The organism is Arthrobacter sp. TMP15 (genome assembly GCF_039529835.1).
Lineage (GTDB): Bacteria > Actinomycetota > Actinomycetes > Actinomycetales > Micrococcaceae > Specibacter.
This window is the reverse complement of sequence record NZ_CP154262.1, coordinates 3,328,657-3,342,447: the sequence shown is the minus strand read 5'-3', so window position 1 is coordinate 3,342,447 and position 13,791 is coordinate 3,328,657. Positions and strand designations below refer to the sequence as shown.

The following is a 13,791-nucleotide window of genomic DNA, read 5'->3' as shown; positions in this document are numbered from 1 at the left end:
GACCCTCGCCAAGCTGTAGCGTTAGATCCATGACGGCAATTATTTACTACACTGCGGCAACGTTGAACGGCTTTTTGGCTGATTCAAACCATTCACTGGAGTGGCTTTTTGCTGTGGATGAAACGGATGGGCCGGACCTTGCCGCGTTCATGGACACGGTGGGTGTTTTCGTTGAGGGAGCATCAACTTACGAATGGGTCTTAGCGGCTGAGAACCTGATTGCAGAACCGCAAAAGTGGCAGCAATATTACGGCAGGAAACCCACCTACGTCTTCACTAGCCGCACGTTGCCCGTGCCCGAGGGAGCCGACGTTCGCTTCGTTAACGGTCCTGTGGCTCACGTGCTGGCGGAGATCAAGGACGCTGCGCGGGAGAAGAACGTTTGGGTTGTAGGAGGAGGAGACGTGGCCGGTCAGTTCCTTGACTGCGATGCTCTAGATGAAATCACTCTCACAGTGGCTCCGGCGGCACTGGTTGCGGGGATGCCGTTGCTACCCAGGACACTCGGTGCCGAGCGGCTCAAGCTCCGTAGCGTCAGCCAACAAGGCGAATTCGCCGTCCTGAACTATGAGGTCCGTCCTGGCGTAAATGGGGCCCAGCCATGAGTATCAGTGTGGATATCTTGCGTGCTGCAGCTCTGGCTCTGACGGGTGCATATGAAGACTTCCCGTTTGGGCCGGAAATTAGTGTTTTTAAGGTCAAGGCGCCAAGCGGGGATCGCCCAGGAAAAGTGTTTGCGTTAGGTGATCTAGAGGGTGAGCCGTTGCGCATCAGCTACAAATGCGATCCTGAGCTGGCCCCAGTGCTGCGTGCGGCGAATCCCGGAATTACCGGTGCTTACCATATGAACAAAAGGCATTGGAACTCCGTGGATACCTCGTTGGTGGAGACCCAAATGGTCCTGGACATGCTGGAGGATTCTTACGATCTGGTGGTGGATGGCTTGTCCAAGAAGCAACAAGTTTCGTTGAAATGGAGTGCGCGTGTCGGAAAAAACTATTCCTAGTTTGAACTACCCATACCTTGGATTGACCCGTTTGGCGGCACAAAAAAGTGCTGGCGAAATGGAATGGCCGCAGGGCTTTGACCACGTCGATAAGACTATGGCGGTTGGAGCGGGATCCGAGGCTTACACAGCGCTGGCCGAGGGCATCATGACCTGGGAGATTCAACGGCGTTCCGGTCTGCAAGTCTCGGCACCGCCGCGGGCGGTAGTTGGCGCCCGCGTTGTCAGTGGTTTTGGGGTGGGCAGACTCCGGCTTCCGGCACCCTGCGAAGTGGTTTGGGCGCTGGAATCCAAGACGCTCTCTGGGCCCGACGGCAGTGAGGTTCAGATGACAGGTTTTGGGTATGGCACTTTGCCTGGGCATCCGGCGTTGGGCGAGGAGGCGTTCATCGCGATGAAAGCCTCTGATGGTCGCGTGTTCTTTAGATTGTTGGCTTTCAGTAAGCCTGCAGGGTTTATCTACGCCTTGGGCGCCCCTGTTACAAAACTCGCCCAAGCCGGTGTTAGCCGGTCGTATCAAAAGGCCGCACGCACACTAGCAGGAGGTTTCTAGCCACAACTGGGCCCACAACTTCGAGGGGCACCATTTCCTGGTCGCTAGCGACCAGGAAATGGTGCGAAGTTGGGGAACTAGCCGAAGTATTTGGGCAGGGTGCCCTCGTGTGCTTCGCGGAGTTCGTCCAGTGGAGCACTGAACAGGCCCTGTATGTCCAGGGTTTCACCAGCGGCGTCAACAACACCAATACGTGCAACCGGGAAGTTCCGGGCAGTGCACATGTCGTTGAAACGCACTTCTTCGCTGCGTGGAACCGCCACAATGGCGCGTCCCTGTGATTCGGAGAAGAGCAGGGTGAATGCGTCGACGCCGTCACGGGCGCCTACTTCATCTAGGGCCACGCGGGCACCGGTGTTAAAGCGCAGCGCCGACTCAACCAAGGCTGCGGCAAGGCCGCCTTCGGAGAGGTCGTGGGCTGAATCGATCATGCCGTCACGGGAGGCGTTGATTAGAATCGCACCCAGTTCGCGTTCGCGCTCAAGATTCACAGCCGGCGGGAGCCCGCCCAAGTGCCCGCGCAAGTTGGCCCATTCGGAACCATCCAGGTCATTTGCGGTGTTACCCAGCAGATAAATTGCCTGGCCATCCTCAGTCCAGCCCGACGGCGTGCGGCGGGCAACGTCGTCGAACTTGCCCAACACGGCTACCACGGGGGTGGGGTGGATGGGTATGGAGCCAGTCTGGTTGTAGAGCGAAACGTTGCCGCCGGTGACCGGGATGCCAAGCACCATGCAGGCGTCGGAGAGGCCCCGGATGGCTTCGGCCAGCTGCCACATAACATCGGAGTCCTCTGGGGAGCCGAAGTTCAAGCAGTCGCTGACAGCCATGGGGATGGCGCCGGAGGTGGCAACGTTGCGGTAAGCCTCAGCCAGGGCAAGCTGGGCACCGTGGTACGGGTCAAGGAAGGTGTACCGGCCGTTGGCGTCGGTGGCCAGGGCAACACCCAGACCGGTCTGCTCATCAACACGGATCACACCGGCGTCGTCCGGAAATGCCATGGAGGTGTTGCCGCCCACGTAGCGATCGTACTGGTTGGTGATCCAGTCTTTCGAGCACAGGTTGGGGGAGGAAATGAGTTCTAAGATGGCAGCTTTGAGTTCCCCCGGTGTGGCGGGGCGGCCAGCGTCCTGAACTGACCCGGTAAAGGTGTCAGCCTGCAGAGCATCCTGCCATTCCGGACGGGCATAGGGGCGGTCGTACACAGGACCGTCGTGGGCCACCGTGCGGGGATCGACGTCGACAATGACCGCGCCGTCCCACTTGATGATTAACCGGCCCGTGTCGGTGACTTCGCCAAGCCAGGAGTACTCCACGGCCCACTTATCCATGGCCGCTTCAAATGCGGCAACGTTCTCCGGTGAGACAACAGCCATCATGCGTTCCTGAGACTCTGACATGAGGATTTCACCAGGTGTCAGGGAAGGATCGCGCAGCAATACGCTAGTCAGCTCAACTTCCATGCCGCCGTCGCCGTTGGAGGCCAGTTCACTGGTGGCGCAGGAAATACCAGCGGCGCCCAAGTCCTGGATACCTTCAACCAAGGATCCCTTAAACAGTTCCAGGCAGCATTCAATGAGGACCTTCTCGGCGAAGGGGTCACCGACCTGAACGGCCGGGCGCTTGGAGGGCTTGGTGTCATCGAAGGACTCTGAAGACAGGATCGAGGCCCCGCCAATGCCGTCGCCACCTGTGCGTGCGCCAAAGAGCACCACTTTATTGCCCTTACCGGAGGCATTAGCCAGGCGAATATCCTCGTGGCGCATGACGCCAACGGCCAGCGCATTAACTAGAGGATTGCCCTGGTAAATAGAATCAAAGACCATTTCGCCGCCAATATTCGGCAGGCCTAGCGAGTTGCCGTACCCTCCGATTCCAGCCACTGCACCGTGCATAACCCGGGCTGTGTCCGGGTGGTCAATGGCGCCAAAACGCAGCGGATCCATGACAGCCACCGGGCGTGCACCCATGGAAATGATGTCGCGGACAATGCCGCCAATGCCAGTAGCTGCGCCTTGGTAGGGCTCAATCATTGATGGTGAGTTGTGGGATTCAATTTTGAACGTCACCGCCCAGCCGTTGCCCAAGTTGGTGACGCCGGCGTTTTCGCCAATCCCCACCAGCATGTCCTTCTTCATCTCCGGCGTCACCTTTTCGCCGAACTGCCGGAGATGATTCTTGGAAGACTTGTAGGAGCAGTGCTCGCTCCACATGACCGAGTACATGGCTAGTTCCGCGGCGGTGGGGCGTCGCCCCAGAACTTTCACGACGTCGTCGAACTCGTTTTGCTTCAGACCAAGCTCGGCCCAGGGAAGCTCAACCTCGGGGGTGCTGGCCGCATTTTCAACTGTGTCGATGTTGAATTTTTTTGCGGACTCTGTTGAAATCTCGCTCATTTACTTATCTCCCAGAAGTGTATTCAGCACTGAGGTGAAGAAACCTAAGCCGTCGGTGCCGGTGTGGCCGGGGCCGTACCCTTGTTCAACGGCGTGTTCCGGGTGCGGCATCAGGCCCACCACGTTCCCTGCCGCATTGGTGATCCCGGCAATGTCGCGCCGGGAACCGTTGGGATTGCCGCCCAGGTAACGAAAGGCCACCCGGCCCTCAGCTTCGAGGGCGTCAAGAGTTTTCTCATCCGCAATGTACTGACCGTCCTGGTTCTTCAGGACAATCGTGATCTCTTGGCCTGCGGAGTAAGCGTTTGTCCACGCAGTGGTGTTGTTCTCAACGCGCAGTACCTGGTCGCGGCACAGGAACTTCAGATGGTCGTTCTTAATCATGGAGCCGGGCAGCAAATGTGCCTCGGTTAGGATCTGGAAACCATTGCAAATACCCAAAACTGGCAACTTGGCCTCGGAATTGGCGGCATCAATGATCTTGGACATCAACGGAGCGAAGCGGGAGATTGCACCGGCGCGCAGGTAGTCACCGTAGGAGAAACCGCCAGGAATGATGACAGCATCAACGTTCGCCAAGACGGTGTCGCCATGCCAAAGATCGACGGCGGTTGCACCGGAAAGACGCACAGCTCGTGTCGCGTCGCGGTCATCAAGGGTGCCGGGGAAAGTGACAACACCGATGCGGGCTCCCGCCAGCCGGGAGTCGAGGGGAGCCTCTGTGGCTGCGCCAATCAGGGGAGTTTCGCTCATAGTTAGTCCGCCACAACTTCAACGTTGACTACGTCTTCGATGACTGGGTTGGACAGCATGGTCTCAGCGGCTTCCTTGGCCTGGGCCAGGATCTCGTCGGTGACCTCGCCATCAACGAAAAGTTCAAAACGCTTACCTTGACGGACAGCGGAGAATGCGGTGAAGCCCAATCGGGGAAGTGCGCCAACAATGGCTTTTCCCTGCGGGTCCAGAATTTCGGGCTTGAGCATAACGTCGACAACGATCCGGGGCATCGAAGGATCTCCTGGTGATTAAGAGGGGTGGCCGCGGAGGTGCCGTCTTACGCCGTCATATCAGTTCGGTGACAGTGACCTGAACCAGTGAAAGTAGCGCTCCGCGAGCTTGCCGTTCCATTCTACGCAAGTGTTTGCGAACTGTGGAATTGCGGTAGTTTCGGCAGCTTTTTGACCCCCGAATTCAGAGATTTCGCTTAGTTTCTTTGCAGGGCTGCCAAGGCGGCACGGAGCCGTTCACGCAGCACCGCAGCCTCGGCACTAAAAGCCCGTTGATGAGCCACGTAATCAGCCTTACCCGCAACAGTCTCAATCTGGATGGGCGGGTAGCCCCATTCGGCAAGGTCGTAGGGAGAGGCGCGCATGTCCATGGCCCGGATGCGCCAGGACAATTCAAAACAGTCCATGACCAGCTCACTAGGCAGGGCGGGCGTGAGCTTATAGGCCCACTTATACAAGTCCATGTTTGCATGCAGGCAGCCTGGTTGCTCCAGCTCGCGCTGATTTTCCCGCGTGGGGGTGAGCTCGTTGCGTCCCGAAGCCGCGGGGGTGTAGAAACGGTACGCATCAAAGTGGGTGCAGCGGATCTTGTTGGTTTCAATGACCTCATCAGTGCCATCAGAGCCTAGCCGCAGCTGCAAATATTCGTGCCGCACGGCGGTGGCTTCCTGCTTGTAAACCATGGCCCATTCATGCAGACCAAAGCAGCCGAACTGTGCTGGCCGGCCCCCGGTTCGGCTTAGGATGATCTCGGCAAAATCCACGGCGTCCTTGCGCTTATGCAGGAACTTTTCAAGATCAAGAACGACGGCGGGAGTATCGCTGGGCGCCCCGGCAAGCTTCCGTTCACCCTCATTTGCAGCACGGTAGAACTTCCACGCAAGACGCTCAGCCGCTGCTGGACCGGTGAGAACCACACCAGTGCCCGGGTGCCAACGCGAAAGTTGACCGGGTTTTTGGGTGTAGTAAGTGAAGAGGAAATCCTCCACGGGGTGCTTTTGATTCGTGGAGCGGCGGGCCAAATATGGTGCGGCATAGCGGTTCACCCTGTTTTGGTGGGCTGCGGCCAAGGTCAGCCACGTGGGCTCGGCCAACAGTTGCGGGGCGGAGGTCATGCTTCTAATTATCCTTTATAGCTGGGGCGTTTGGGGCCGCGGTAGTCACCAGGGGCGGGCTCCCGGCGTCGTCGATGTGAGTGGCCGCTTCGATCAGCGCCACCATGCTCTGGTGTAAGGCGAGGGCACTCTCACGGTCCAGACCAAGGCGCTCCATCATGGTGCCGGGCACCGAGAGCGCCTGCTGGCGCAGCGCGGCACCTTTCGGGGTGAGGTCAACGGCTAAGGCCCGTTCGTCAGCGCGATCGCGCGTGCGTGTGAGAAGGCCAATGATCTCCAGCCGCTTCAGCAGTGGGGAGAGGGTAGCCGGTTCCAACAGCAGGGCGTGGCTAATGTCCTTTACGCGGCGCGGGGTTTTCTCCCAAAGTGTGAGCATCACTAAATATTGCGGGTGGGTCAGCTGCATTTCAGAGAGTACCGGCTTGTAGGCGGCGATGACACTTCGGGAGGCGACGCTGAGCCCAAAGCACAATTGGCGCTCAAGTAACAGGTCATTCTCTAGGGTGCTCATGGGGATACTCCATCATTTAGTTAGTGCACTAACTAACAGGCTACTATGAACGTTACAGCCTTTTTCAACCGGGTCGCGGAACTTATTTGTCCCCGCACAGCAAGGAAAGTTCAGATGCCAAAGTCTCGCCTTGTGCACAAATTCATGCGTTTTACAGGGCACTTGCGCTACGTTCTAGGTCCGGCAAATAGTAGCCCCCTCGACCATGAGATGACGCCCCAGAACAAGGTTTTGCTCGCCAGTCAACAGGCAGCAGCCGCACAATTTGTGGTCCTGAAGCGGGTCGATGGCAGCAGTTACCTTGTCGCCAGAGACCCGCAGGATCAGTCCCTGCGCTAGCCGGTCCGGCAGAAGTCCTCCCCTTATTCTGTCGGTGCTTTTAAACGGTTTTAAGCGTAGAATTGGGGGACTCTGAGCTTAGAAACTTGCTCCACGAAGAGGGTGTTGATGATGAGAAATTCGGAGACGTTCGTCAATAAATTCATGCATGCCACCGACCAGTTCCAAAAGGTCTTCGGTCCCGCGGACCAAGGCGATATGGATTCGCCGGTAGTCCATCGCCACGACCAGTTTGAAGACAGCAGTGACGAGCAACTAACGCACTACGATGAGCATACGAATTCACAAGGTGAGCACTACGCGGAGCGCAAAGGCGAGGCGGTAGCAGGCGCTGAAGAACGCTAAGGAAATTAATGGGCAGCTTGGATTAGTAGACGGTCTTGCGGAGGTTGGCCCGCCAAGTGTCGAAGGGAGCCACCGCGTTTCCTGTTTCGGGAGCAGCGTTCGGCGCCTTGGCAAGTTGCGCTGCCTTGGTCAGTTATTGAGAGGGGACTGCTAGCTTGTTCATTGCGTGGATCCTTGTGCTCGGCGGGTGGGATTACTTTACTGCAATGATCCCTTGAATCCAGGCATAATGAGGGAGTTCATCTCCAGATACTGCAGTGCAGCTATTTACAGTGCAAGACTGTGAAGTATAGATTATTGGGATTTGGCTCACATAATCTGCGACGTCGAAGAAGCCGGAGCACGCAAATGGACACACCCGAACCCTCAGCGGCAACAGAAGTAACATTCATCATCAATGGTTCCGAACGCCCATTCGGTCAGCGCGGCGTACACACCACGGCACTGGAGTGGCTGCGTGAGAACCGTCTGACAGGTGCCAAAGAAGGGTGCGCCGAAGGTGAGTGTGGCGCTTGCGCGATTCTTGTCGCCCAGACCGACCGTTCAGAGGGAACTCATTGGAGCGCTATTAACTCCTGTCTGGTGCCCATGGCGGCCCTGGATGGGCAAGAACTGGTGACCAGCGAAGGGCTAGGAACACCGGAGCAACTCCATCCTGTTCAGGAAGCACTGGCGTTAGCTGGTGGCTCCCAATGCGGATACTGCACTCCCGGTTTTGTGTGTGCTATGGCGTCGGAGTTCTACCGAAAAGACCGTGAGCCGCTGCCTGAACTGGCGCAGAAATGCACCCATGGTGAAGTAGGCGCCAATGGATTCGATCTTCATTCACTGAGCGGTAACCTTTGCCGCTGTACTGGATACCGCCCCATCCGCGACGCAGCCTATTCCTTAGGTGAGCCGGGCGATGAGGCATTGGCGCGGCGAAGAGATGCGCCTGCTCCTGAGTACCGAGAAACCAATCTAAGGCGCTCTGATGGACAGTTTGTTCGTGCCACTACCCTAGCTAGAGCCGTGGAGCTACTGGCGGCAAACCCCGGCGCGCTCCTCGTGGCGGGGAGCACCGATTGGGGTGTTGAGGTAAACCTCCGTGCCCGCCGTGCACCCATGGTCATTGCCATCGATCGAATCCCCGAACTGGACTCAATCGTGGTGGGCGAGCACCTAATCGAGATCGGCGCTGCTGTTGCGCTCAGCGAGATCGAACGGGTACTCAATGGAAAAGTTCCTTTGTTGGCGCAACTCATTGTGCAATTCGCGTCCCCGTTGATTCGTCACCGGGCCACCATCGGTGGCAATCTCGGAACAGCTTCTCCCATCGGTGATTGCGCTCCTGCCTTGCTTGCCTTGGACGCGGAGGTGGTGCTTTCCTCGAGTAACGCAGAAAGGACCCTTCCCTTGGCCGAGTACTTCACTGGCTACCGCACAACTGTCAAGGAACCCGGGGAGCTCATTAAATCCGTGCGTATTCCGCTGCCACTTTCACCCCTGACGGGGTTCCAAAAGATCGCCAAACGCCGTTTTGATGACATCTCCAGCGTTGCCGTGGCCTTTAGCCTGGACATTGAAGAGAACATGGTCGGTAAGGCGCGGATCGGTCTCGGCGGTGTCGCCGCCACACCGTTGCGTGCCTACGCAACAGAGGAGCTCCTGGTTGGGCAACCCTGGAATCGTGAAACCGTGGCCCGTGCTGCGGCGGTTTTGGGAGCAGAAGGCACCCCGATGAGCGATCACCGGGCCAGTGCCTCCTACCGCTCAATCATGCTCTCAAATGCTCTTATCAAGCTACATACGCAGAACACCTTGATTGTGGAGGCGTTGCCGTGAGCCATCTTTCAGCCCGTCCGCCCACTCCCGTTGTGGGTGAAGCAGTGCCCCACGAGAGCGCCCGTCTACACGTGAGCGGGCAGGCGCTTTACACCGACGACTTAGCCCAACGTACTCACGATGCACTCACCGCGTGGCCTGTGCAATCACCCCATGCCCATGCGCGGATCCGTTCGATTAACACCACAGCGGCGCTGGCGGTTCCCGGCGTCGTCCGTGTCCTGAGTGCAGCGGATGTGCCAGGTATCAACGATTGCGGCATCAAAAATGACGAGCCGCTCTTCCCCTCGGAAGCCATGTACCACGGTCACGCCATAGCGTGGGTGCTAGGGGAGGACCTAGATGCTGCCCGTGCAGGTGCCGCCGCCGTCGTGGTTGACTACCAGCCACTGCCTTCCCTGATAAGTGTTGCGGAGGCCATCGAAGCGAAGTCGTTTCAGGGGATGTCCAGGACGGTGAGCCGCGGGGATGTGGACACGGCCTTTGCGCAGGCCGCCCACATTTTTTCTGGTGTCACCGAGTTTGCCGGCCAGGAACACTTCTATTTGGAGACCCAGGCATCCTTGGCCACAGTGGATGAGGGTGACCAGATTTTTGTTCAAAGCAGTACCCAGCATCCCTCGGAAACCCAGGAAATCCTTGCCCACGTGCTGGGCCGGTCCAATCATGAGATCACGGTTCAGAGCCTTCGCATGGGTGGCGGGTTTGGTGGGAAGGAAATGCAATCGCACGGATTTGCTGCCATTGCCGCTCTTGGCACCTTACTCACCGGCCGGCCGGTTCGTGTCCGTCTGAACCGTACCCTGGACATGACGATGACCGGCAAACGGCACGGCTTCCATACCTCCTGGGAGGCCGGCTTCTCGGAGGACGGGAAGTTGCTGGCGCTGAAGGCGATGCTCACCGCGGACGGCGGCTGGTGCCTGGACATGTCCGAGGCCGTGTTGGCGCGGGCGCTTTGCCACGTGGACAACAACTATTTCATTCCCAACGTCCACGTCGATGGCCGGGTGGCCAAGACCAATAAAACCTCCCAAACAGCTTTCCGCGGTTTTGGCGGTCCCCAGGGCATGCTGATGATTGAGGATATTCTGGGCCGAAGCGCGCCCCTTTTGGGCATGGCTCCGGAGGATTTACGGCGCAAGAACTTCTACCGCGACGGCGAAACCACACCCTACGGGATGCCGGTGCGCCATGCCGAACGCGTCACCACGCTTTGGGAACAAGTGCTTCAGCGAAGCAATTTCACGCAACGGCGGCGGGAAGTTGATGCGTTCAACGCCGCGAACCCCCACACCAAACGCGGTTTGGCTATCACGCCGGTGAAGTTTGGAATCTCCTTCAACCTGGTTGCATTCAACCAGGCTGGCGCGCTGGTGCACGTCTACAAAGACGGCTCCGTGCTGATCAGCCACGGCGGAACCGAAATGGGTCAGGGCCTCCACACTAAAATGCTGCAAGTGGCAGCAACCTCCTTGGGAATACCGCTAACTAGCGTGCGGCTGGCACCGACCCGCACTGACAAAGTACCCAACACCTCTGCCACCGCTGCCAGTTCGGGAACTGACCTCAACGGCGGCGCGGTCAAAAATGCCTGCGAGCAAATCATCGAGCGGATCTCCGGCATCGCCGCGGGCATGCTCGGGGCCTCGGGCGCCGATGTGCGCTTCAGCAATGGACTTGTCACCGCTTTGGGGGTCCACGACCGCAGTTTTACGTTTGCAGAAGTGGTCATGAAGTCCTATCTGCAGAGGGTGCAATTGTGGGCTGCGGGTTACTACCGTACCGAAGGCCTGCATTGGAACCCGGAACTGATGCAGGGCGAACCCTTCAAATACTTTGCCGGTGGAGCATCTGCCACCGAGGTGGAGGTGGACGGGTTTACCGGGGCGTACAAAACCCGGAGGGTGGATATTGTCCATGATGCGGGGGATTCATTGTCCCCAATAATCGATGTGGGTCAGGTTGAAGGAGGCTACGTTCAAGGCGTGGGGTGGCTGACGTTGGAGGATTTGCGCTGGGATGAAAGCGACGGACCCACTCGTGGCAAGTTGCTGACTCAGTCGGCTAGTACGTACAAGCTTCCAAGCTTCTCGGAGATGCCTGCAGAGTTCAACGTGCAGCTGATGGAACACGCAGCGGAGGAAGGGGCCATCTACGGTTCGAAGGCGGTGGGGGAGCCGCCCTTTATGCTCGCTTTTAGCGCCCGGGAAGCTCTTCGTGATGCTGTCGCAGCGTTCGGCCCGAAGAACCGCTGTGTGGAATTGGCATCCCCGGCCACCCCGGAAGCCGTCTTTTGGGCTGTTCACGACTCCTGCAAAGCAGCAGCGGAATCCGCCCAAGCGGAATCCTGCCAAGTGGAATCCGCCCAAGCGACAACGCCTGCGTCAGCAAGCGTGGGAGCCCCGAGGTAGGCGTGGATTGGCTCGCAGCACTAGTCCACCTCCGCGAACACAATGAGATCGGGGTGCTCGCCACACTCGCGCACGTGCGCGGCCATGCGCCTCGCAACGCCGGGGCCAAGATGGTTCTCTCGGCCACGAGGAGTTGGGGAACCATTGGGGGAGGTAACTTCGAGGCTAGCGTGATCGACAGGGCTCTGGAACTCATGGCTGCGGGATCCCATGGCTCAGAGTTCATGACCTTTGCCCTCAACGACAAGGTGGCCAGCGTACATGGAGTCCAGTGCTGCGGTGGAGAGGTAAACGTATTGCTAGAAGTGCTTAACCCGCGCAGGACAGTGGCAATATTCGGGATGGGCCATGTTGGTTATGAAATCGCCCATATTCTAGCCAGGCAGCCAGTGAATTTAGTTCTTGTGGATTCACGCGAAGCCGAACTATCGCCCGTTCGTCTAGAACCGCTTATGAGTGGAGAAGCACATATTAGTGTGCGCCACGAGCCGGCCCCCGAAGTGGTGATCAGGGACCTTCCGGCAGGAGCCACACTTCTAGTGCTCACACATGATCACAGTGAGGACCTCATGCTGTGCGAGGCTGCGTTACGCACCGAACCCTTTTATATAGGACTCATTGGGTCCCGCAGCAAATGGTTGCACTTTCGTCAAAAACTGCGGGAGGAAGGTTACGAAGAATCCGAGATTAAGCGGATCACTTCCCCCATCGGCGACGCCACCATAACCGGTAAGGACCCAGTCAGCATTGCCATCGGCGTTGCATCGGATCTATTAGTCCGCTGGGAAAAAGCCAACGCCGATACCTGAATGAATGCTAAAAGGTCTTAGTTTTATGAAGCCTTAGCGGCCCGTACCGCCATAGATCGTTGCCTCATCTTCACTGTCCAAACCAAAGACGTGGTGCACTGCGCGTACCGCGACGTCGAGCAGATCAGCGCGCGTCACCACGGAGATGCGAATCTCGGACGTGGAGATCAAATCGATGTTCACACCGGCGTCGGACAGAGCCTTGAAGAAGTTATAAGAGACGCCAGGATTCGATCGCATGCCTGCACCGATGAGGGAGAGCTTGCCGATCTTGTCATCGTAAAGAAGGTCTTCAAAACCAACTTCTTCCTGCTGGGCACGCAGGGCGTTGAGCGCATCTTCGCCTTCAACCATGGGCAGTGTGAAAGAAATATCTGTTTTACCGGAACCGCGGGTTGAAATGTTCTGCACGATCATATCGATGTTTGTGTGGGCGCCTGCAATGATGCCGAAGATCATTGCCGCCTTGCCCGGAATATCCGGTACGCCAACAACGGTGACTTTGCCTTCGGACCGGTCGTGGGCAACGCCGGAGATGATTGGCTGCTCCAAGGCAACTCCCTCTGAAATCTTGATTTTGTCGTTTGGACTGGGCAGAACCCACGTTCCCTCATTGTCGCTGAAGGATGAGCGCACATGGATGGGCAGTCCAAAACGCCGGGCGTATTCCACACAGCGAAGGTGCAGGATCTTGGCACCAGAGGCAGCCATTTCCAACATTTCTTCACTGGAGATCTTGTTGATTTTTTGAGCGGTGGGAACCACGCGGGGATCAGCGGTGTAAATCCCGTCAACATCTGTGTAAATTTCGCACACATCAGCGTTCAGCGCGGCAGCCAGGGCGACTGCCGTGGTGTCAGAGCCGCCGCGGCCCATGGTGGTGATCTCATGGGTGGTGCGGCTCATACCCTGGAAACCGGCCACAATGGCCACTTTGCCCTTATCCAATGCCGTGCGTACGCGGTGCGGATCAACGTCAATGATGCGGGCTTTGCCGTGGATGCCGTCGGTGATCATGCCAGCCTGGCTGCCAGTGAATGACTGTGCAACCCCGCCTTGTGCGCTGATACCCATGGCCAACAATGCCATCGAAATACGTTCGCCGGCTGTCATCAACATGTCCAGCTCGCGAGCCGGAGGGTGTTCGGAAACCTGTGCTGCAAGATCCAACAGTTCATCGGTTGTATCGCCCATGGCAGAAACAACCACCACAACTTCATGTCCTGCGGCTTGAGTGCTGACAACTCTACGTGCCACGCGAAGGATGCCCTCGGCGTCGGACACGGAAGATCCGCCGTACTTTTGAACAATCAGGCTCATGGGTGCTCACTCATTGACTTACCTAACGCAACACTAGGAGAGAAAAAATTTGCTGCCAATCACGCCGGAGCCGCGCCAACGCGCTGGATAGGTGCGGCATCATCAGCGCGGGAGGCAGTCTAAAGCAGTTTAGCGCGGAGCCGGGGCAACGC

General features: G+C 57.9%; 14 protein-coding genes. 8 read left to right on the top strand and 6 right to left on the bottom strand.

Going from position 1 to position 13,791, the window contains the following annotated elements:
- The first annotated feature begins 29 nt into the window (after positions 1 to 29).
- From AAFM46_RS15090 to AAFM46_RS15080, 3 genes are read left to right on the top strand one after another with little or no spacing between them, the layout of a single operon-like run.
- Positions 30 to 605 carry a dihydrofolate reductase family protein gene (locus AAFM46_RS15090; RefSeq protein ID WP_283529199.1) on the top strand — a complete coding sequence of 192 codons (576 nt, stop codon included), beginning with the start codon at positions 30 to 32 and terminating at the stop codon, positions 603 to 605.
- The gene (locus AAFM46_RS15085) at positions 602 to 1,006 is read left to right on the top strand and encodes an MmcQ/YjbR family DNA-binding protein (RefSeq protein WP_283529201.1); all 405 of its coding nucleotides are present in this window, start codon (positions 602 to 604) and stop codon (positions 1,004 to 1,006) included. Before AAFM46_RS15090 ends, AAFM46_RS15085 begins: the two co-directional genes overlap by 4 nt.
- A complete protein-coding gene (locus AAFM46_RS15080; RefSeq protein WP_343318633.1) occupies positions 984 to 1,559 on the top strand; it encodes a DUF1990 domain-containing protein in 576 nt (191 codons plus the stop codon). The genes AAFM46_RS15085 and AAFM46_RS15080 overlap by 23 nt, the downstream gene beginning before the upstream one ends.
- 77 nt (positions 1,560 to 1,636) lie before the next feature.
- Here AAFM46_RS15080 and purL read toward each other — a convergent pair whose 3' ends face one another.
- The 5 genes from purL to AAFM46_RS15055 all read right to left on the bottom strand — a co-directional run bounded on the left by purL (position 1,637) and on the right by AAFM46_RS15055 (position 6,588).
- Positions 1,637 to 3,946, bottom strand: a complete 2,310-nt coding sequence (gene purL, locus AAFM46_RS15075) for a phosphoribosylformylglycinamidine synthase subunit PurL (RefSeq protein WP_343320464.1) — start codon at positions 3,944 to 3,946, stop codon at positions 1,637 to 1,639.
- 9 nt (positions 3,947 to 3,955) lie between these two features.
- Positions 3,956 to 4,708 (bottom strand): phosphoribosylformylglycinamidine synthase subunit PurQ, encoded by a 753-nt coding sequence (gene purQ, locus AAFM46_RS15070; protein WP_283529205.1) that lies wholly within the window; start codon positions 4,706 to 4,708, stop codon positions 3,956 to 3,958.
- 2 nt (positions 4,709 to 4,710) lie between these two features.
- A complete protein-coding gene (gene purS, locus AAFM46_RS15065; RefSeq protein ID WP_283529207.1) occupies positions 4,711 to 4,962 on the bottom strand; it encodes a phosphoribosylformylglycinamidine synthase subunit PurS in 252 nt (83 codons plus the stop codon).
- 197 nt (positions 4,963 to 5,159) lie between these two features.
- Positions 5,160 to 6,077: a 3-methyladenine DNA glycosylase gene (locus tag AAFM46_RS15060; protein WP_343318630.1), complete on the bottom strand. Its 918-nt coding sequence runs from the start codon at positions 6,075 to 6,077 to the stop codon at positions 5,160 to 5,162.
- Between the two features lie 4 nt (positions 6,078 to 6,081).
- Positions 6,082 to 6,588, bottom strand: coding sequence for a MarR family transcriptional regulator (locus AAFM46_RS15055; RefSeq protein WP_343318629.1), 507 nt, complete (start codon positions 6,586 to 6,588; stop codon positions 6,082 to 6,084).
- A 114-nt stretch (positions 6,589 to 6,702) separates the two neighbouring features.
- Here AAFM46_RS15055 and AAFM46_RS15050 point away from each other — a divergent pair, with 114 nt between their 5' ends.
- The 5 genes from AAFM46_RS15050 to xdhC all read left to right on the top strand — a co-directional run bounded on the left by AAFM46_RS15050 (position 6,703) and on the right by xdhC (position 12,319).
- A complete protein-coding gene (locus tag AAFM46_RS15050; RefSeq protein WP_343318628.1) occupies positions 6,703 to 6,927 on the top strand; it encodes a hypothetical protein in 225 nt (74 codons plus the stop codon).
- A 108-nt stretch (positions 6,928 to 7,035) separates the two neighbouring features.
- Positions 7,036 to 7,272 (top strand): hypothetical protein, encoded by a 237-nt coding sequence (locus tag AAFM46_RS15045; RefSeq protein WP_343318626.1) that lies wholly within the window; start codon positions 7,036 to 7,038, stop codon positions 7,270 to 7,272.
- A 348-nt stretch (positions 7,273 to 7,620) separates the two neighbouring features.
- A complete protein-coding gene (locus tag AAFM46_RS15040) occupies positions 7,621 to 9,096 on the top strand; it encodes an FAD binding domain-containing protein (protein ID WP_343318625.1) in 1,476 nt (491 codons plus the stop codon).
- Complete coding sequence (xdhB, locus tag AAFM46_RS15035; protein WP_343318623.1) at positions 9,093 to 11,510, top strand: xanthine dehydrogenase molybdopterin binding subunit; 2,418 nt, start codon at positions 9,093 to 9,095, stop codon at positions 11,508 to 11,510. Before AAFM46_RS15040 ends, xdhB begins: the two co-directional genes overlap by 4 nt.
- A 2-nt stretch (positions 11,511 to 11,512) precedes the next feature.
- Positions 11,513 to 12,319 (top strand): xanthine dehydrogenase accessory protein XdhC, encoded by an 807-nt coding sequence (xdhC, locus tag AAFM46_RS15030; protein ID WP_283529222.1) that lies wholly within the window; start codon positions 11,513 to 11,515, stop codon positions 12,317 to 12,319.
- Between the two features lie 33 nt (positions 12,320 to 12,352).
- Here the strand turns inward: xdhC and AAFM46_RS15025 are convergent, their stop codons facing one another.
- The gene (locus AAFM46_RS15025) at positions 12,353 to 13,639 is read right to left on the bottom strand and encodes an aspartate kinase (RefSeq protein WP_283529224.1); all 1,287 of its coding nucleotides are present in this window, start codon (positions 13,637 to 13,639) and stop codon (positions 12,353 to 12,355) included.
- Positions 13,640 to 13,791 lie beyond the last annotated feature (152 nt).

Coding starts and splice junctions, on each gene's coding strand:
- AAFM46_RS15040 (WP_343318625.1), top strand. CDS start 7,621: ATGGACACACCCGAACCCTCAGCGGCAACAGAAGTAACATTCATCATC.
- AAFM46_RS15060 (WP_343318630.1), bottom strand. CDS start 6,077: ATGACCTCCGCCCCGCAACTGTTGGCCGAGCCCACGTGGCTGACCTTG.
- AAFM46_RS15045 (WP_343318626.1), top strand. CDS start 7,036: ATGATGAGAAATTCGGAGACGTTCGTCAATAAATTCATGCATGCCACC.
- AAFM46_RS15090 (WP_283529199.1), top strand. CDS start 30: ATGACGGCAATTATTTACTACACTGCGGCAACGTTGAACGGCTTTTTG.
- purQ (WP_283529205.1), bottom strand. CDS start 4,708: ATGAGCGAAACTCCCCTGATTGGCGCAGCCACAGAGGCTCCCCTCGAC.
- purS (WP_283529207.1), bottom strand. CDS start 4,962: ATGCCCCGGATCGTTGTCGACGTTATGCTCAAGCCCGAAATTCTGGAC.
- AAFM46_RS15050 (WP_343318628.1), top strand. CDS start 6,703: ATGCCAAAGTCTCGCCTTGTGCACAAATTCATGCGTTTTACAGGGCAC.
- AAFM46_RS15085 (WP_283529201.1), top strand. CDS start 602: ATGAGTATCAGTGTGGATATCTTGCGTGCTGCAGCTCTGGCTCTGACG.
- AAFM46_RS15025 (WP_283529224.1), bottom strand. CDS start 13,639: ATGAGCCTGATTGTTCAAAAGTACGGCGGATCTTCCGTGTCCGACGCC.
- AAFM46_RS15055 (WP_343318629.1), bottom strand. CDS start 6,588: ATGAGCACCCTAGAGAATGACCTGTTACTTGAGCGCCAATTGTGCTTT.